Annotated in this window: 20 protein-coding genes; 15 read left to right on the top strand and 5 right to left on the bottom strand. The window is 59.5% G+C overall.

Going from position 1 to position 16,459, the window contains the following annotated elements:
• Positions 1-24 precede the first annotated feature (24 nt).
• Positions 25-1,368 carry an MFS transporter gene (locus IMCC20628_RS08600; protein ID WP_245307898.1) on the top strand — a complete coding sequence of 448 codons (1,344 nt, stop codon included), beginning with the start codon at positions 25-27 and terminating at the stop codon, positions 1,366-1,368.
• A gap of 9 nt (positions 1,369-1,377) precedes the next feature.
• Here the strand turns inward: IMCC20628_RS08600 and IMCC20628_RS08595 are convergent, their stop codons facing one another.
• A complete protein-coding gene (locus tag IMCC20628_RS08595; protein ID WP_047029879.1) occupies positions 1,378-2,181 on the bottom strand; it encodes an SDR family NAD(P)-dependent oxidoreductase in 804 nt (267 codons plus the stop codon).
• Positions 2,182-2,263: 82 nt separating this feature from the next.
• Entirely contained in the window at positions 2,264-2,908 is a 645-nt protein-coding gene (locus IMCC20628_RS08590) for a ChrR family anti-sigma-E factor (protein ID WP_047029878.1), read from the bottom strand.
• 265 nt (positions 2,909-3,173) lie between these two features.
• On the opposite strand from IMCC20628_RS08590, the gene IMCC20628_RS08585 reads away from it, so the two are divergent.
• From IMCC20628_RS08585 to IMCC20628_RS08560, 6 genes are all read left to right on the top strand, one after another.
• Complete coding sequence (locus IMCC20628_RS08585; RefSeq protein WP_047029877.1) at positions 3,174-4,211, top strand: cysteine synthase A; 1,038 nt, start codon at positions 3,174-3,176, stop codon at positions 4,209-4,211.
• Positions 4,212-4,216: 5 nt separating this feature from the next.
• The gene (locus tag IMCC20628_RS08580) at positions 4,217-4,942 is read left to right on the top strand and encodes an alanyl-tRNA editing protein (protein WP_047029876.1); all 726 of its coding nucleotides are present in this window, start codon (positions 4,217-4,219) and stop codon (positions 4,940-4,942) included.
• Positions 4,943-5,144: 202 nt separating this feature from the next.
• Entirely contained in the window at positions 5,145-5,597 is a 453-nt protein-coding gene (locus tag IMCC20628_RS08575; protein WP_047029875.1) for a hypothetical protein, read from the top strand.
• Between the two features lie 215 nt (positions 5,598-5,812).
• Positions 5,813-6,676, top strand: coding sequence for a 3-mercaptopyruvate sulfurtransferase (gene sseA / locus IMCC20628_RS08570; RefSeq protein ID WP_047029874.1), 864 nt, complete (start codon positions 5,813-5,815; stop codon positions 6,674-6,676).
• A 1-nt stretch (position 6,677) separates the two neighbouring features.
• A complete protein-coding gene (locus IMCC20628_RS08565; RefSeq protein WP_047029873.1) occupies positions 6,678-7,259 on the top strand; it encodes a GNAT family N-acetyltransferase in 582 nt (193 codons plus the stop codon).
• Between the two features lie 67 nt (positions 7,260-7,326).
• The gene (locus IMCC20628_RS08560) at positions 7,327-7,815 is read left to right on the top strand and encodes a DUF1203 domain-containing protein (RefSeq protein ID WP_047029872.1); all 489 of its coding nucleotides are present in this window, start codon (positions 7,327-7,329) and stop codon (positions 7,813-7,815) included.
• A gap of 83 nt (positions 7,816-7,898) precedes the next feature.
• Here IMCC20628_RS08560 and ald read toward each other — a convergent pair whose 3' ends face one another.
• Complete coding sequence (ald, locus tag IMCC20628_RS08555; RefSeq protein WP_047029871.1) at positions 7,899-9,017, bottom strand: alanine dehydrogenase; 1,119 nt, start codon at positions 9,015-9,017, stop codon at positions 7,899-7,901.
• Positions 9,018-9,183: 166 nt separating this feature from the next.
• Here ald and IMCC20628_RS08550 point away from each other — a divergent pair, with 166 nt between their 5' ends.
• Positions 9,184-9,648, top strand: coding sequence for an Lrp/AsnC family transcriptional regulator (locus tag IMCC20628_RS08550; RefSeq protein WP_047029870.1), 465 nt, complete (start codon positions 9,184-9,186; stop codon positions 9,646-9,648).
• 79 nt (positions 9,649-9,727) lie between these two features.
• Positions 9,728-10,471, top strand: coding sequence for a siderophore-interacting protein (locus IMCC20628_RS08545; protein WP_047029869.1), 744 nt, complete (start codon positions 9,728-9,730; stop codon positions 10,469-10,471).
• A 111-nt stretch (positions 10,472-10,582) separates the two neighbouring features.
• On the opposite strand, the gene IMCC20628_RS08540 is transcribed toward IMCC20628_RS08545, so the two are convergent.
• Positions 10,583-10,948, bottom strand: a complete 366-nt coding sequence (locus tag IMCC20628_RS08540; protein WP_047029868.1) for a PRC-barrel domain-containing protein — start codon at positions 10,946-10,948, stop codon at positions 10,583-10,585.
• A gap of 340 nt (positions 10,949-11,288) precedes the next feature.
• Between IMCC20628_RS08540 and IMCC20628_RS08530 the strand changes: the two genes are divergently transcribed.
• The gene (locus tag IMCC20628_RS08530; protein WP_047029866.1) at positions 11,289-11,657 is read left to right on the top strand and encodes a hypothetical protein; all 369 of its coding nucleotides are present in this window, start codon (positions 11,289-11,291) and stop codon (positions 11,655-11,657) included.
• 122 nt (positions 11,658-11,779) lie between these two features.
• On the opposite strand, the gene IMCC20628_RS08525 is transcribed toward IMCC20628_RS08530, so the two are convergent.
• Positions 11,780-12,076 carry an HlyU family transcriptional regulator gene (locus tag IMCC20628_RS08525; RefSeq protein ID WP_047029865.1) on the bottom strand — a complete coding sequence of 99 codons (297 nt, stop codon included), beginning with the start codon at positions 12,074-12,076 and terminating at the stop codon, positions 11,780-11,782.
• A gap of 240 nt (positions 12,077-12,316) precedes the next feature.
• Here IMCC20628_RS08525 and IMCC20628_RS08520 point away from each other — a divergent pair, with 240 nt between their 5' ends.
• The 5 genes from IMCC20628_RS08520 (at position 12,317) to IMCC20628_RS25595 (ending at position 16,449) form a co-directional block, all read left to right on the top strand.
• On the top strand, positions 12,317-14,308 hold the full coding sequence (locus IMCC20628_RS08520) for a bifunctional 2',3'-cyclic-nucleotide 2'-phosphodiesterase/3'-nucleotidase (protein ID WP_082128070.1): 1,992 nt from the start codon (positions 12,317-12,319) through the stop codon (positions 14,306-14,308).
• Positions 14,309-14,520: 212 nt separating this feature from the next.
• Positions 14,521-14,826, top strand: a complete 306-nt coding sequence (locus tag IMCC20628_RS08515; RefSeq protein ID WP_047029864.1) for a PilZ domain-containing protein — start codon at positions 14,521-14,523, stop codon at positions 14,824-14,826.
• A gap of 176 nt (positions 14,827-15,002) precedes the next feature.
• Positions 15,003-15,320 (top strand): hypothetical protein, encoded by a 318-nt coding sequence (locus IMCC20628_RS08510; RefSeq protein WP_047029863.1) that lies wholly within the window; start codon positions 15,003-15,005, stop codon positions 15,318-15,320.
• Between the two features lie 171 nt (positions 15,321-15,491).
• Positions 15,492-16,121 carry a hypothetical protein gene (locus IMCC20628_RS25600; protein ID WP_245307897.1) on the top strand — a complete coding sequence of 210 codons (630 nt, stop codon included), beginning with the start codon at positions 15,492-15,494 and terminating at the stop codon, positions 16,119-16,121.
• Between the two features lie 13 nt (positions 16,122-16,134).
• The gene (locus IMCC20628_RS25595) at positions 16,135-16,449 is read left to right on the top strand and encodes a hypothetical protein (RefSeq protein WP_245307896.1); all 315 of its coding nucleotides are present in this window, start codon (positions 16,135-16,137) and stop codon (positions 16,447-16,449) included.
• Positions 16,450-16,459 lie beyond the last annotated feature (10 nt).

Genomic DNA, 16,459 nt, shown 5'->3' with positions numbered 1-16,459 from the left:
TTCGGCCAAACCCTGGATAGCAAATTGGCCGCAAGCTCTGATATCGCACCTGACCGGCGGCCCCTCGCCCTGCGCCAGATCATCGCCTATGCGTTGCCGGCCATTCCGCTGGCGGCTCTAACCCTGCCGCTCTATGTGCTTGTTCCGACATTTTACACCGAGACGCTGGGGCTTTCGCTTGCGTCGGTCGGCTTTGCGCTGTTGCTGGTCAGGATCTTCGACGCCGTCAACGATCCGCTGATCGGCTGGGCTGCCGACCGGTTCCGGCCCCGCTTCGGCCGTCGACGGTCGCTGTTTGCCATCAGCCTGCCGCTGACGGCGATTGCCGCCTTCATGCTGTTCTGGCCGCCTGTGGATGTGACAACCGCCTGGCTGGTGGTCTGGGGCCTGATGCTGTCGCTTGGCTACACAGCGGCGCTGATCCCGTTTTCGGCCTGGGGCGCGGAACTGGCGACCGATTACCACGGCCGCTCGCGGATCACCGGCTGGCGCGAGGGGCTGACGCTGGTCGGAACCCTGATCGCCATCGCCCTGCCCTTTGCCATCGGCTTTGACCAGGCCACCGGCGTGCACGGCCTGGCAGCGCTCGGGCTGGTCATTCTGATTGCCTTGCCGCTGTTCGGCACCGTGGCGATTGTCTTCACGCCCGAACCGGTGGAACATTCACACACCCGGGTCAATCTGAGAACGGGCCTGGCGCATCTTGCCCGCAACCGGCCATTTCTCCGGCTGATCGCCGCCTTTTTCCTCAACGGATTGGCCAACGGCATACCGGCGACGCTGTTTCTATATTTCGTCTCTGCCCGGCTCGGCCTTCCCGATGCCCGCGGTCCCTTGCTGTTTTTCTATTTTCTCTGCGCCATCGCCGGGGTGCCGCTCGCCACCTGGGCAGCACGCCGGGTCGGCAAACACCGGGCCTGGTGTTACGGCATGCTCGCCGCGTGTGTGGCCTTTGCGCCAGCGCCTCTATTGCCCGAAGGCAGCCTGATCGCCTTTGCCGCCATCTGCGCTGTCACCGGCCTGTTGCTGGGGTTTGATCTGGCACTTCCGCCCGCCATTCAGGCCGATGTCATCGATGTCGACACCGCAGCCTCGGGCGAGCAACGCTCGGGAACCTATTTTGCCGCCTGGAGCCTTGCCACCAAACTCTCGCTCGCCGGCGGCGTCGGCATCGTGTTTCCGGTCCTGGCCGGATTCGGCTTTGATCCGGCCTCAAGCAGCGAATCAGGAATTGGCCTGACGGCGCTGGCCGTCGCCTATGCCTGGGTTCCGATCGCCGCAAAACTCGTCAGCATCGCCATCATGTGGAATTTCCCGCTCGATGAAGCGGCGCAAAAATCCCTTCGGGGTCGGATCGAAGCTGACTGAATGCCCGGCTCATTCGGTCTCAAGCGGCCGTTTCTTCCAGCCTGTGGCTGCATTCATCAATGCGAAATAGGCCGGATAAGGCAGAAGCTGCAGTGCCTTGAGCACATAGGTGAAGCGGCGCGGGAATGTGATTTCAAAAGAGGTTGATTTCAGCCCCTCGGCAATGCGCCGCGCGGCGTCCTCGGGCTGCAGCAAGGCCGGCATGGTGAATGCATTGTCCGCCGTTGCCGGCGTGTCGACAAATCCCGGATTGATCACCTGGATCCGCACCCCGAACTTGTCGAGATCGAATTTCAGGCTTTCGGCCATATTGATCAGAGCCGCCTTGGTCGCGCCATAGGCCGCACTTGTCGGCATGCCGCCATAGCCGGTGACCGAGGAGACAACGGCAATCTGGCCACGTCCGCGCGCCTTCATCCTGGCCACAGCCGGAACCAGCCCGTTGACCACGCCCGACAGATTGACCGCAAAACTCTTGTCGAAATCAGCCACCTTGAGCGTTTCGCCATAAACAGGCAGATAGACCCCGGCATTGAACACCGCCAGCGCCAGGCCGCCGCCATCGGCATCGATCCGCCCGGCAAGCTCCGCCATCGCCTGCTGGTCTGTCACATCGGCAGCTGCGGCACGGATTTCGCCCTTCAGCCCGCCTGACACCTCGGCAAGCTCCAGCAACGCATCTTCGCTGCGCGCGGTTGCGTAAACCGTGTAGCCCTCGCGCGCCAGTTTGAGCGCCAGGTCCCGGCCGATGCCGCTGGATGCACCGGTCACCCAGGCTGATCCGTCCGATGGTTTCGCGGTGTAGCTGCTCATGCGTGTCTCCAATAAAAAACCGTCCGGAACTGATTACGTTCCGAACGGCACTTTGGTTCAATACCTCGAAAATTATCGGGTTTCAGCCGATGATGTCGCCAATCAGCTGCCGGAAGGAGCCGGTCAGCTTCAGCGGCGCATCCACCACCGCAAAACCGATGCAGGGTCCGCCGGTATCGGCATGCGGCCGGTGATCAACCGAATCATCGGCGACAGAAATGTCTCCGCGCCCGTAATGACCGCGCCCGTCGCTGAACGCGCCTTCCAGCACCAGCGACAATTCACTGCCCTCATGGGTGTGGGCGGGAACCGTGCGGCCCGGCTTGATCCAGAACAGATTGACATGGCATCCCTCGATATCGCCGAGGTCATATTCCTTGAAGCCCGGCAGCTTTGTCCGCCAGGGCACATCGCCGGCGTCAAAGCCGACAAAATCATACAGCGCCTTCGGGAAAACCCGCGCTTCATCAGCCAGCACCGGTGCAATGCTGTCAGGCAGGGCCGATCCCAGCACTGCCGCAAGCATGGCCGCGCGATCATCAAGCGGTTCGGGCTCGATCTGCATGAGCTCAAGCCCGGCCATTGCTTCGAGATTGCGCACCTTGACGAGACTTCTGGGCTTGAGCTGCAGATGTGCCTCGACCAGCACCCGCGCCGGTGTCGGTAACGTTCCTGCAACGTAGCGCGCAAGCAGCGCGTCGATCGTATCAATATGTTCACGCACCATGCGTTGGCAGCTTCCCTATTCCAGCGTCCGCCCCGCCTCAGGCGAGGACGTCTGCTATGTCTTGTCCTTGTGCCACGTGTTACGCTGTGCCGCGCAATCTGGATCACCAGTCCATGCCATTTCCCATTTTTGCCGTTCCAAGGCAAATATTCCCGCATATGGCACGATCGGCAACAGCGGTTTTCTTGCATCAACCCTCTTGAGAAGCCAGAACTGGCTGCCTAGTCTTAAACCGCGCGCTCTCGCAGCCAGTACAGGAAATTCCATGCCAGCTCTCGACTCCGTTCTCGACGCCATCGGCAACACACCGCTCATTCGCCTCAAGGCCGCCTCGGAAGCCACCGGCTGCACCATTCTTGGCAAGGCCGAGTTTCTCAATCCGGGCCAGTCGGTCAAGGACCGGGCGGCGCTGGAAATCATACGCGACGCCGAATCAAAAGGCCTGCTGCGCCCGGGCGGCACGATTGTCGAAGGAACCGCCGGCAACACCGGTATCGGACTTGCCCTCGTCGCCCGCGCGCTCGGCTACAAGACCGTCATCGTCATCCCGGAAACCCAGAGCCAGGAGAAGAAGGACGCACTGCGCCTGATGGGCGCAGAACTGGTCGAGGTCCCGGCAGCGCCTTACCGCAACCCCAACAATTATGTGCGGCTGTCGGGCCGGCTCGCCGAACAGATTGCCAAATCCGATCCCAATGGCGCCATCTGGGCCAATCAGTTCGACAATGTCGCCAACCGGCAGGCTCATGTCAAAACCACGGCACCGGAAATCTGGCGCGACACCGGCGGCAAGGTCGACGGCTTCATCTGCGCTGTTGGATCCGGCGGCACCCTGGCAGGCGTTGCCGAGGGACTTCGGGACTTCTCGAAATCTGTCAAGATCGGCCTTGCTGACCCCGATGGCGCGGCGCTCTACAGTTTTTACACCACCGGCGAGATGAAATCCTCCGGCGGATCGATCACCGAAGGCATCGGCCAGGGCCGCATCACCGCCAATCTGGAAGGCTTCACGCCCGACATGTCGTTCAACATTCCCGATTCAGAAGCCATCCCGCTGGTGTTTGACCTGCTGGAACATGAAGGTCTCTGCCTGGGCGGCTCTTCCGGCATCAATGTCGCCGGCGCCATCCGCATGGCCCGCGAGATGGGACCTGGGCACACCATCGTCACCATCCTTTGCGATTATGGCAACCGCTACCAGTCCAAGCTGTTCAATGCCGAGTTCCTGGCGTCGAAGGATTTGCCGGTGCCGGAATGGCTGACCCGCAACAGCGACATATCCGTCCCCTACATCAGCGAATGAGCTCCATGACATCCCTGTTTCTTGAAGACGCCTATCTCTCCACCGTCGAGGCTAACGTCACCGGCGTGCGCGAGGATGGCGGGATCGTGCTTGACCAGACCTGTTTTTACGCCACTTCCGGCGGCCAACCCGGCGACACCGGCTTTTTCGAGCGCGACAATGGCGACAAGATCGTCATCGCCGGAACCGTGACCGGCGACACCAAGGCCGAGATCATCCATGTTCCGGCCCCCGGCCAGGCCACACCTGAGATTGGCGAAAAGCTCGTGCTCCATATCGACTGGGACCGGCGCTACAATCTGATGCGCATGCACACCGCCTGCCATTTGCTGTCAGTTGTCTGCCCCTACCCGATCACCGGCGCTGCGGTGAGCGAGACCGACAGCCGCATCGATTTCGACATGTCCGAAACCATCGACAAGGCCGAGGTGACGGCCAGGCTGATGGAACTGGTTCAGGCCAATCATCCGATCTTCAACCGGTGGATTTCCGAAACTGAACTGGAATCCAATCCCGATCTGATCAAGTCCAAGAATGTCCGCCCGCCGCGTGGCCAGGGCGACATCCGTCTGGTCTGCATCGGCGAGGATTCATCGATCGACAGCCAACCCTGCGGCGGCACTCATGTCGGTGAAACCGCTGAAGTTGGCGAAATCCACATCGGCAAGATCGAAAAAAAGGGCAAGGAAAACCGCCGCTTCCGCATCCGCTTCGGACCGGCGCCTGCCTGATCGACGGCTCCGTTACGCAAGACCTTGGAAACCAGCCACTAATCGCGCCGGTCCGACCAATCTTACTCACCGGATTGAGAATTCGTTAACAGAATCATTCTAACGGTGGTGGTGCGCCATCAGTGCAAACTGTGATGGCTGGTCAGCATAACCTGTTTGGAACCGTCATATTTCAAGCAGCCAATCACCGCGAGGCTATCCGATGCCATCCATACAGGGTAATTCCTACACAGTCTCCGCATTGGTGCCGAGCATGATGCCGTCGGCGCCGGCAGTCACCAACGACACGAAATCGACCCAGGTCAAGACAGACGCTGCGCGCCCCTCCAGTCAGGTGGATGCAACAGCGGCTCGCTCGAACACGACATCGGACCGCGTCAACGCATTCCTGGCCACAGAACAGTCTGCAAAAACCGACGAAACCCGCCCGGATCGGCCACCGCCACCCCCTCCGGGTAGCGGCCCGCCAAAGAGTGGCGCAGCTGGTGCGTCCGCGAACCAGACAGAAGCCCTCGACGAGAGCGAAACAGCACTACTCTTGCTGGAAACGGAAGAGACCGACGATGAAGATGAGGCGGTTGAAGATACCGACTCAGAGTCCATCTCGATCCTGTTTGATGAAGCCGACACCTATCAGCCCTCATCACTGTATTGATGCATGTCGCGTTCAAATGAATTCATTTGAACGACAAGGTACATGCATCAATTTAATGAGCTACAGCATCGCAAAAACCTGAACAGACCCCCGCTGTGGTTCAATAGCAGGGAAGAACCCGCAATCGGTCATTGCAGTAGGCTGCCCCCATCGCTTAAATTGCGCTGCGGCCCACGCTGGCTTGTCGCCCTGCCCCTGATTCTAAGGACACCATCATGACCGTCCCGCCCGACCAGAGCCCGTTCGTGGTTTCATTCGACTGGCTTCAGGAGCGGCTCGGTCAGCCTGATCTCAAGATCGTCGATGCGTCGTGGTATCTGCCGGCGCAAAACCGCGACGGCCGGGCCGATTACCAAACCAGCCGCATCCCCGGCGCCGTGTTCTTCGATCAGGACAAGATCGTCGCCGCTGCATCGGACTTGCCGCACACCATCGCCAGCCCAGAGGATTTTGCCCGCGCTGCCGGTGCCCTTGGCCTGTCGGAAACCGATACGATCGTGGTCTATGACGGGCCGGGCATGTTCACCGCACCCCGCGTCTGGTGGCTACTGCGCATCTTCGGTGCATCCAGGGCCTATGTGCTCGATGGCGGCTTTGACGACTGGAAAGCCCAGAATCTGCCGGTCGAAACCGGCGAGCCGGCAACACCTGCCGCGGCTGAATTCACGGCCGCACTCAATGCCCGCGCCGTATCGGGCTTTGATGAGATGCGGACAATCGTCGAGACAGGCACAGCGCAAATCGCCGATGCCCGAGGGGCCGGCCGCTTTACCGGCGCCCAGCCTGAGCCGCGTCAGGGCATGCGCTCGGGCCATATGCCCGGCGCCCGCAATGTGCCGTTCAACGCTCTGTCAGAGGGTGGAAAACTCAAATCGCTCAACGAGTTGCGCATGGTTTTTGAATCATCCGGACTGGATCTGCAAAAGCCGGTCGTCACCACCTGCGGATCGGGCGTCACCGCCGCTGTGATCACACTGGCCTTGCAGTCGCTCGGTCATCGCGACAACACGCTCTATGATGGCTCCTGGTCTGAGTGGGGCGGCCGCGGCGACACGCCAATTGTCACCGGAGAGGCTTGAGATGGCAAAATCCGCCAAACCAAAATCGCTCAAGGCAACTGTCACCCATCTCGAGATGACCCGGCGTCCGCGCGCGGTCACGCCGCTGCCGGTCAATCTTCATGCGACGCTGATGAAGGCCACCGACATCCCGCTGCATTTTTACCGTTATCTGCATTGGCAGGTTGGCCGCGAATGGCATTGGGTCAACCGCTTGCGGATGAGCGAAGAGCATCTGTCCAAGATCGTCCATGCCAAGACCACCCGCATTTTCGTGCTCAGCGTCGATGGTGCACCTGCTGGCTTCTTTGAACTGAGCGATCTCGACGACGCAACAGTCGAGTTGTCATTTTTCGGTCTGATGAGCCATGTGCGCAACCGTGGACTTGGCGAATGGATGCTCGGCCAGGCTGTTTCCACCGCCTGGTCGACGACGCCAGCACGGGTGCTGGTCTCGACCAACACGCTGGATCACCCCGCAGCATTGCCGCTTTATCAAAAGATGGGATTTGAACCGGTCAGCCAGAACCAGGCGATTGTCCGTCCCTTGGCCGACGCTGAAATCCTGGCAATGGTGAAGGCGGATATGCCAACTGCCGGCTGAAATCGGGTGGCGCAAAAGCGCAGCGCCAGCCTAACTCGCAGCTCAACCAGAGCAAGCGAGGACAATCATGCACATCAGATTTGAACCCATGGACACCGCCACCGCCAAGCACCTGCGCAGCGGTGGTGCGGACAGCAACGGCAACGTGCCGGAATACAAAATCTCCGATGGCGCTAGCATACCGTGCCGCTGCTGCATGAAGCTGGTCGGCAAGGGCGAGCCCTATCTGATCGCCGCCTGGCGTCCGTTCACCGCAACCCACGCCTATGCCGAAACCGGCCCGGTGTTTCTTCACGCCGAAGCCTGCACTGCCGATCCTGTCGGGACAGATCAACTGCCCGCCTTTCTGCAAAACCCCGACTACATCCTGCGCGGCTATGACGCCGACGAACGCATCGTTTATGGAACCGGCGGCGTCATCAAACTCGAAGCCATTCCGGCGCGCATCGCGGAGCTGCTTGAGCAGCCAGCGGTCACCGCGGTTCACATCCGCTCATCCCGCAACAATTGCTATCACTGCAGGGCTGTGCCGGACGAATTGGCCGCCGCTGATTGACCGGCCCAGATCAAAAAGGCCCGCCCGCATGACGGGATGCGGACGGGCCATGAGACAGGCTTTCAAACCGATATGATGTCAATTCAGGCGACCTTGAGCGCCTGATCGAAATCGGCCAGCTCATAACCGAGCGCATCGGCCACCGGGCGGCTGGTGATGCGACCCTTGTGGACGTTGAGACCGGCGCGCAGATGCCGGTCCTCGGCAATGGCCTTCAGGCCCTTGTCGGCCAGCATCAGGCCATAATGAAGCGTGGCGTTGTTGAGCGCATGCGCCGAGGTGATCGGCACCGCGCCGGGCATGTTGGCGACGCAATAATGGATCACACCGTCGACCTCAAAGGTCGGCTCAGCATGGGTGGTGGCATGCGAGGTTTCAAAGCAGCCGCCCTGGTCGATGGCGACATCGACAATAACCGAACCCTTCTTCATGCCTGACAGCATTTCGCGGGTGACAAGCTTGGGTGCCGCAGCACCCGGGATCAGCACGGCGCCAACCACCACATCAGCCGAGAACACTTCTTCTTCCAGCGCTTCAATGGTCGAATAGCGGGTATGGACCCGGCCATTGAAAATGTCGTCGAGCTGGCGAAGCCGCGGCAACGAGCGGTCGAGTATGGTGACATCCGCGCCCAGGCCAACGGCCATCTTGGCCGCATTCAACCCGACCACACCGCCGCCAATGACGGTGATCTTGGCCGGCAGCACACCCGGCACGCCGCCCAGCAGAATACCGCGTCCGCCGGTGGCTTTCTGCAGCGAGGTGGCGCCGGCCTGGATCGCCAGTCGTCCGGCGACTTCCGACATCGGCGCCAGCAATGGCAAGCCGCCGCGATCATCGGTCACCGTCTCATAGGCGATTGCCGTGCAGCCTGAAGCCAGCAGGCCCTTGGTCTGCTCGGGATCCGGAGCCAGGTGCAGATAGGTGTAGAGCAACTGGCCTTCGCGCAACTGCGCCCATTCGGACGGCTGCGGTTCCTTGACCTTGACCACCATGTCGGAACGCTCGAAGATTTCCTTGGCGCTGCCGACGATCTTGGCGCCGGCCGCCTGATAGGCCGCGTCATCCGCGCCAATGCCCATGCCTGCCTTGGTCTCGACAATCACCTCATGGCCATGCGCCACATATTCGCGGACTGCGCCCGGCGTCAGTCCGACGCGATACTCATGATTCTTGATTTCCTTGGGGCAGCCTACACGCATTGACGTTTCCTCCGAGCAATCACCGGCGCCTCAGGCGCCAGATCGAGTTTCAATGCAGCCCAGTCAAACACTTCAACCGTGAAAGGTCCTTGCGAAGTAAGCTTGTCCAGATCACATTTTTCGAATATTATTGCGCAGATCACACCAATCTTCGGATTTTCTGCGCATGGACAAGCTGGACGCACTCGATATCGAGATTTTGAAGGTGCTTCAAAATCAGGGCCGGGTCTCCAACGCGGCCCTTGCCGAGCGTGTCGGTCTGTCGGCATCAGCCTGTTCCCGACGGCTCGACATTCTGGAAAAAACCGGCGTCATCAAAGGCTATCACGCCCGATTGTCTCAAAAGGCACTCGACTACCGAATGATAGCTATCGTCCATATTTCGCTCTCCGGCCAATTCGCCAAGACCCTGACCGAATTCGAAGCCGCGGTGAAGCTTTGCCCCAATGTGCTGGTCTGTTACCTGATGAGCGGTGAATATGACTACATCCTGCGGGTCGCGGCACGTGATCTCGAGGACTATGAGCGGATCCATCGCGACTGGCTCTCCGCCCTGCCCCATGTGGTCAAGATCAACTCGAGCTTTGCGCTGCGCGAAATCATCGACAGGCCGAATGTCGGCTTGAGCTGAATAGGTGAGTATTTTTGTCATGTTATTTCCAGCGTGATCTGCTAGATACGCTCCAAACTTGAAAATCAGGAACTAGATCATGGCACGTCCCGACCCCCGCAGACTTGAAGTCACCGGCAAGAGCCAGTTGACGCCCAACATGTTGCGGATAACTCTTGGCGGTCCCGGACTTGCCGGTTTCCCCGAGGATCAGACCAGCGCCTATATCAAGCTGCGTTTGCCCGATGCAGAGACCGGCAGAGACGTGGTCCGCACCTACACCGTGCGCAACCACCGCACTAATGAAATCGATGTCGATTTTGCCCTGCATGAGATTTGCGGCCCGGCAACGTTCTGGGCGCTGAACACGCAAGTCGGCGACACCATCCTGGTGGGCGGACCGGGGCCGCGCAAACTGGTCCATGAAGATGCCGATTGGTATCTGCTGGTCGGCGATATGACCGCGCTTCCGGCAATCTCCGGCAACATCGAAATGCTGCCCGATACCGCCATCGGCACGGCGGTGATCGAGGTCATGGACGAAGCCGATATCCAGAACATCGCCAAGCCCACGAATTTCGTCATTGAATGGGTGGTCAATCCTCATCCGGGCGATGACAGCCACTTGCTGGTCAACCGTGTCAGAAACGTTGACTGGTCAGCCGGAAATCCGTCTGTCTGGGTGGCCTGCGAATTTTCGACCATGCGGCAGTTGCGAGACTATTTCCGCAGCGAGCGCGGGCTGGACACCAGCAACCTCTATATCTCCAGCTACTGGAAAAACGGCAGCAACGAAGACAATCACAAGATCGCCAAACGCGAGGACGCCACCGCGCTGGCATGACGGATCAACTTGGCACAACTGATCGACCGCCGAGATTCTCGACGGTCGATCCTGTTGCCGTACCAAGCCGCGTGACGTTCAACACGTCACGTTGCGCACATGGACGCTGTCTTAGCGCCAATAGGGCGGCTGGCCGTAATGGGCATAGAGCCGCTCCTGGGCGGACAAGGTCCAGTCGTAGTCGGAACCGCGATCATATTTCGGCGCGCCTTCGACCTGTTCCTTGGTGACGTCAACCCGGTAACCGCCAAGTTCCTCGTCATACTGCAGCTTTTCCCAGGGCAGCGGATAGTGATCGTCGCCGATGCCGAAGAAACCGCCGAAGCTCAGCACCGCGTAGGATACTTTGCCGCCGACCTTTTCGATCATCAGTTTTTCGATGGAGCCGATGTGCCGGCCGGAACGATCATAGACCTCGGTGCCAGCAACCTTGTCGCTGCCGATCACGGAGGAATTTTCCTTGGTGAGTGTGGACATGAGATACTCCTTTAGGGTGGCGAAAGCCGTCGGATTTTTCTGCATTGGCCGACACTTCAAGGGCAAATCACATGGTGTTTGCCAGTGCCGTCGACCATGTCCGGATAACGCGGAAACCGATGCCTCGTTCCCAAAATGATTGTGATATTTTCAGGGCAGCTCGCCAACCGGATTAGCTTGATTGAGGTTGCCTCGCCCCCCTGCGTTGAGCTTGACAAATCTGTGCCATTGACCTCATTGCAAAGCACCGTCATCCGCAACTTCCCGACTGCAGACGGCCCGCAAAATTTGCGATAATCTCTCCGCCGGGACGAATAATAATCACAACCGGGGGAACCCCATGAAACTCATCAAATTGTCAGCAGCACTGCTTTTCTCCGGATTCATCACCGCGACCGGAGCCCTGGCTCAAACCGGCGCCGAATGCGTCTTCACTATCCACAATGATGCCGCTGACAACACCTTGGTCAGCTTTTACACAAGCCCGGACGACGGTGCCAACTGGAGTACGAACTGGCTCGGTGAGGATATGGATCCAGGTCAGAAGGCCACCGCCGAATTCACCGCCGACACCTGTGTCTGCGACCAGGTTTTCCAGGCAGGCTGGTTGGGTGAAGATGACACCGAAGTGCTCGATGAGCCGCATACGATCGACATCTGTGAGGCCAGCAACGTCTATCTCGGCGATGACGAAGTCAGTTTCGACTGATCACCCGAGACATCTCTGATCACCGATCAGTCTCATGGCGCGGATCTCGAAATCCGCGCCATATTCTTGTGCCCCGTTGGTTGAAGCGTTCCGAGCAAACCTGCTGATAGGCCGTGTTCAGGCTACGAGAAGACGGCATCTCCCTGCTCGTCAATCACCTGCCGGGCCTTGCGCAGTGTCGCCGCCTCCACCTCATCCCGGTTGGAAAAAACATCAGCGCGAACCAGCTTGTGCTCCCTCGCCGCCTCACCCTCACCTTTGACGATACGGCCTGCCAGCCGCCATTGGCCGCCCTCGGCGATCGGTTCGGCATAGATCAGGAAATCCTTGTAGACGTCCGGCTCATTCGCCGCCTGCGGCGGGTTGGAAGCGGAATTTCCGCCGAAAAGGTTGCGAATGCTGTCCAGGATTCCGGCCATCTGATTTTCCTCAAGCTCATTATCGTCATCTGACGGGGCGCACGCGCAGGGTGACACGCCACCACGTCTCTCATCAATTCAGTTGCACAAGCGTCATCTGCGGATCACACTTGGCGATTAGGCCTTTCCGGCACAAGCAACGGACAGGTTATCAGCGCCAAACTCCGGTCAGCGCGCCAGACAGTCCGCTCAGACGGTCAGCAAGGTGTTCATTTTAGTTCAACAGTGAGGAGAAAGTCCATGAAAGACCAACGCGATCTCAACATGCTGCATCCAATCTCGCGCCGCGCACTGCTCGGTGGCATTGCCGCAACTGGAACCCTCGCCCTGGTCCACCCGTTCACCGCCCGCGCCAACGCCAATCAGGCGCATCTGCGGATCATGGAAACCACCGACCTGCATGTGCATGTCTTCCCCTATGATTATTACGGCGACAAGCCCAACGACACTATGGGGCTGGCCCGCACCGCCTCGATCATCGACCAGATCCGCTCTGAAGCCCGCAATTCGATCCTCGTCGACAATGGCGATTTCCTGCAGGGCAACCCTATGGGCGATTACATCGCCTATGAGCGCGGCATGAAGGCGGGTGACATGCACCCGGTCATCGCTGCCATGAATGTGCTGGGCTATGACGGCGGAACGCTCGGCAACCACGAGTTCAATTATGGCCTCGACTTCATGTTCAACGTTATAGCCGGGGCAAATTTCCCGATGGTCTGCGCCAATCTGACCAGGGGCACGCTGGCTGCCAATCCACGCGATGACGATCTGTTCCTCAAACCCTACATGATCCTCGAGCGCATGATCACCGATGGCGCCGGCGTCGAGCATCCGGTCAAGATCGGGCTGATCGGTTTTGTCCCGCCGCAAATCATGACCTGGGATGCCCGTCACCTGACCGGCAACGCTGCCACCCGCGACATCGTCAAGGCCGCCGAAGCCTGGGTGCCGCAAATGCGCGAGGAAGGCGCCGATATCGTCATCGCCATGTCCCACTCCGGCATCGGCCAGCAAGACTGGGCCGAAAATCTCGAAAACGCATCCGTGCCGCTTGCGGCCGTTCCGGGTATCGACGCCATCGTCACCGGACACAGCCATCTTGATTTTCCGGGACCGAAATTTGACGGTTTTGCCGGCGTCGACAACGCCAAGGGCACGATCTCCGGCAAGCCCGGCGTCATGGGCGGGTTCTGGGGATCGCACCTCGGCCTCATCGACTTGATGCTGGAACGCGATGGCAACGCCTGGAAGATCGTCAATCACACCTCCGAAGCCCGGCCGATCTACGAGCGCGTCGACAAGAAGGTTGTCGCACTCGTGGCTGACAAACCGGAAGTCCTGGCAGCCGCCCAGGCTGAGCATGACGCCGCACTCGCCTATGTGCGCACCGCCGTCGGCAAGACATCGGCACCGCTGCATTCCTACTTCGCTCTGGTCGCCGATGATCCTTCAGTCCAGATCGTCAGTCAGGCACAGACCTGGTACATCACCGACATGCTGTCGCAGACCGAGTGGAAGGACCTGCCGGTGCTCTCCGCAGCCGCACCCTTCAAGGCCGGCGGACGCGGCGGCGCCGACTACTACACTGACGTCCCCGCCGGTGACATCGCCATCAAGAACGTCGCCGACCTCTATCTCTACCCCAACACGGTCCAGGCCGTGGTAATCACCGGTGCCCAGGTCAAGGAGTGGCTGGAAATGTCGGCGGGCATTTTCAATCAGATAGCTCCCGGCGCTCAGGATGTGGAACTGATCAACGGTGATTTCCCGTCCTACAATTTCGACGTCATTGACGGTGTCACCTACCAGGTCGATCTTACTCAACCCGCCAAATACACGTCCAAGGGAGAGCTGCAGAACGCCGATTCCAGCCGGATTCAGAATCTCAGCTTCAATGGGCAACCTGTTGATCCTGAGCAGAAATTTGTTGTCGCCACAAACAACTACCGCGGTGGCGGCGGCGGCAAGTTCCCTGACATCGGTCCGGACAAGGTTGTCTTCCAGGCCCCCGACACCAACCGCGATGTCATCGTCCGCTACATAGTCGAACAGGGAACGATCAATCCCTCCGCTGACGCCAACTGGAGTTTTGCTCCGGTTGAAGGTGCGACCGCGCTGTTCTCCACCGGGCCCAGGGCCAAGGATTTCGCGTCAGGCGTCAAGGGTGTTTCAATCGAGCCCGCAGGCGACGGTGCGGACGGTTTTTCGCTGTTCCGCATCACCCTCTGAACAATTCTGAAGGTGTGGATCCCGGCCTTCCGGCGCCGGGATCCATTGTTTCACATCGGCCTTACCGCGCTTCAAAACAGCCCCGCAAACCCGGCAACTCCCTCCACTTCACCCTTAAAAGTAATACATGATCATTTCGGTGGCGCATTAGCCTTTTGATGACGCTGAGGTGAAACGATTTGAGCTCCATCGGGTTCACAGGAGCAAACAGCATGAAAGGTTTCATAGGCCGCGCGGCGCAGCGCGACAAAACCCGCATGCGAGCGATGATCAACTGCAAGGGGCACAAAACCGCCGGCTCGGTGCTTGATCTCTCCAAACTCGGCGTTTGCCTCTACCTCTCCGCCGATATCCCGGCCGCCTTTGGAAACACCATCACCCTCGACACGGCGGAAATGGGCTTTCTGAGCGGCACCGTACGCTGGGCCCACCAGTCCCGGGTAGGAGTACAACTGGAATTTTCGTCCAACACCGAAGCCAAGGTGGACAGCTACTTCAAACAACTCCGGCACAACTGACCGCATCGCGGCCCGGTCCAGCCCGGTTGCGCGGCAAAACTGATGCCAAAATCTCGCGCGTCATTGTCAACGATTCACCCCGCCTTAACCGCGTTCGATTTTCAGATCCTATTTTAGCGTTTTGCTTACCGCCGATTGTCACACTGGTTTCCTGTTAGCCAAGGGAGTAATTGCACATGAAGGGATTTAAGGGGCGCGCCATCAATCGCGACAAGACACGCTTGGCGGCAAGGATTGACTGCATGGGTCAGAAGACTGCAGGCGCAGTCCTTGATCTCTCCCAGCACGGCATCTGCCTGATGCTCTACAATGACATCCCGGTTGGCGCCGGTGACAAGATCACTGTCGAAACCGAAGAAATGGGGCTTTTGATCGGAACCGCCCGCTGGAACCGTCCGCCACGCATCGGTGCCGAACTGGTGCTGACATCAAACAACCGCGCCAAAGTCGAAAGCTATTACCGGATGTTCAAGGACAACCGTCAGCCGGCTTGATATCTGCGACAAACCCCAAAACCCATCGAGCGGCCATCTCCATGATGGCGCGATAACCATTGCACGCCAACCTTCCCTAAACTAGACTAAGGTCAACTCGCCTATCGACGAACGATGCTGGCCTGAGGGGAGATTTCTGACGTGGCAAAGCGGGCTTCAAGGATACGCAGAGTGTTGTATTTCATTGGCCTTTTGACTGTTGTCGGCGTTGCTGCCTTCGCCCTGGGACCACGCCCGGTGACCGACACCAATATCGAATTCGATGAAGCCTCCCTGCCCGAAGATCTCAATGCCTATGTGGCACAATCCGAAGCGCAAGTTACCGATCTGCGGCCCGGCAACGAGCGGCAGATCATCTGGGCCTATCCGGCCTCGAAAGCCCGCACGCCGCTGGCCATCGTCTATATCCACGGCTTCTCGGCCAGCCCGGGAGAAACCCGGCCGTTCGCCGATCTCATCGCCGCGCAACTCGGCGCAAATTTCTATTATGTCCGCCTCAAGGGCCACGGACGCAGCGGCGACGCCATGATCGAAGGCAGTGTTCACGGCTGGGCCAATGACTTCGCCGAGGCGATGGCGATCGGGCGCAGACTGGGTGAACGCGTTGTCATCGTGGGCGACATCGACCGGAGCATCGCTTGCCGTCTGGGGCGCATCGCAACCGGAATTGGTGCGCGATGTCGCTGGGCTGGTGCAGATTTCACCAAATTATGGTGTCCAGGCCGCCGGTTCGAGTTTGCTGACCATGCCATGGGCCGAAAAGATGGTGCGGTTGATACTTGGGCCACGCCGCTCGTTTGAGCCCAAGAATGAAATGCGCACCAGATTCTGGACCACGGAGTATCCAAGCCTCGCCCTGCTTCAGATGGCCATGCTTGTGGATCTTGCCAAAGCGGTTGACGTCAGAAAAATCTCTATCCCGTCGCTGTTTGTCTATTCGCCGCAGGATCAGGTCATTCAAGCCGAACTGGCCAGTAAAAGGGCCGCCGCCTGGGGCGGACCATCAGAGACTATCGAGGTGACTGACAGCGATGATCCGAACAATCATGTCATCGCCGGAGACGCGCTGTCGCCATCCACCACGGACCGCCTGGCCAAGCAGACGGCGGCCTGGATCGCGAAACTATAGAGATGAACGG

Source organism: Hoeflea sp. IMCC20628 (genome assembly GCF_001011155.1).
GTDB lineage: Bacteria > Pseudomonadota > Alphaproteobacteria > Rhizobiales > Rhizobiaceae > Hoeflea.
Note: the sequence above shows the minus strand (reverse complement) of the source record. Positions and strands in the feature narration are given on the sequence as shown.

Excerpts from the sequence above, each read along its gene's own strand:
- IMCC20628_RS08595 (WP_047029879.1), bottom strand. The coding sequence starts at position 2,181 with ATGAGCAGCTACACCGCGAAACCATCGGACGGATCAGCCTGGGTGACC.
- IMCC20628_RS08590 (WP_047029878.1), bottom strand. The coding sequence starts at position 2,908 with ATGGTGCGTGAACATATTGATACGATCGACGCGCTGCTTGCGCGCTAC.
- IMCC20628_RS08585 (WP_047029877.1), top strand. The coding sequence starts at position 3,174 with ATGCCAGCTCTCGACTCCGTTCTCGACGCCATCGGCAACACACCGCTC.
- IMCC20628_RS08580 (WP_047029876.1), top strand. The coding sequence starts at position 4,217 with ATGACATCCCTGTTTCTTGAAGACGCCTATCTCTCCACCGTCGAGGCT.
- IMCC20628_RS08575 (WP_047029875.1), top strand. The coding sequence starts at position 5,145 with ATGCCATCCATACAGGGTAATTCCTACACAGTCTCCGCATTGGTGCCG.
- sseA (WP_047029874.1), top strand. The coding sequence starts at position 5,813 with ATGACCGTCCCGCCCGACCAGAGCCCGTTCGTGGTTTCATTCGACTGG.
- IMCC20628_RS08565 (WP_047029873.1), top strand. The coding sequence starts at position 6,678 with ATGGCAAAATCCGCCAAACCAAAATCGCTCAAGGCAACTGTCACCCAT.
- IMCC20628_RS08560 (WP_047029872.1), top strand. The coding sequence starts at position 7,327 with ATGCACATCAGATTTGAACCCATGGACACCGCCACCGCCAAGCACCTG.
- ald (WP_047029871.1), bottom strand. The coding sequence starts at position 9,017 with ATGCGTGTAGGCTGCCCCAAGGAAATCAAGAATCATGAGTATCGCGTC.
- IMCC20628_RS08550 (WP_047029870.1), top strand. The coding sequence starts at position 9,184 with ATGGACAAGCTGGACGCACTCGATATCGAGATTTTGAAGGTGCTTCAA.
- IMCC20628_RS08545 (WP_047029869.1), top strand. The coding sequence starts at position 9,728 with ATGGCACGTCCCGACCCCCGCAGACTTGAAGTCACCGGCAAGAGCCAG.
- IMCC20628_RS08540 (WP_047029868.1), bottom strand. The coding sequence starts at position 10,948 with ATGTCCACACTCACCAAGGAAAATTCCTCCGTGATCGGCAGCGACAAG.
- IMCC20628_RS08530 (WP_047029866.1), top strand. The coding sequence starts at position 11,289 with ATGAAACTCATCAAATTGTCAGCAGCACTGCTTTTCTCCGGATTCATC.
- IMCC20628_RS08525 (WP_047029865.1), bottom strand. The coding sequence starts at position 12,076 with ATGGCCGGAATCCTGGACAGCATTCGCAACCTTTTCGGCGGAAATTCC.
- IMCC20628_RS08520 (WP_082128070.1), top strand. The coding sequence starts at position 12,317 with ATGAAAGACCAACGCGATCTCAACATGCTGCATCCAATCTCGCGCCGC.
- IMCC20628_RS08515 (WP_047029864.1), top strand. The coding sequence starts at position 14,521 with ATGAAAGGTTTCATAGGCCGCGCGGCGCAGCGCGACAAAACCCGCATG.
- IMCC20628_RS08510 (WP_047029863.1), top strand. The coding sequence starts at position 15,003 with ATGAAGGGATTTAAGGGGCGCGCCATCAATCGCGACAAGACACGCTTG.
- IMCC20628_RS25595 (WP_245307896.1), top strand. The coding sequence starts at position 16,135 with ATGCGCACCAGATTCTGGACCACGGAGTATCCAAGCCTCGCCCTGCTT.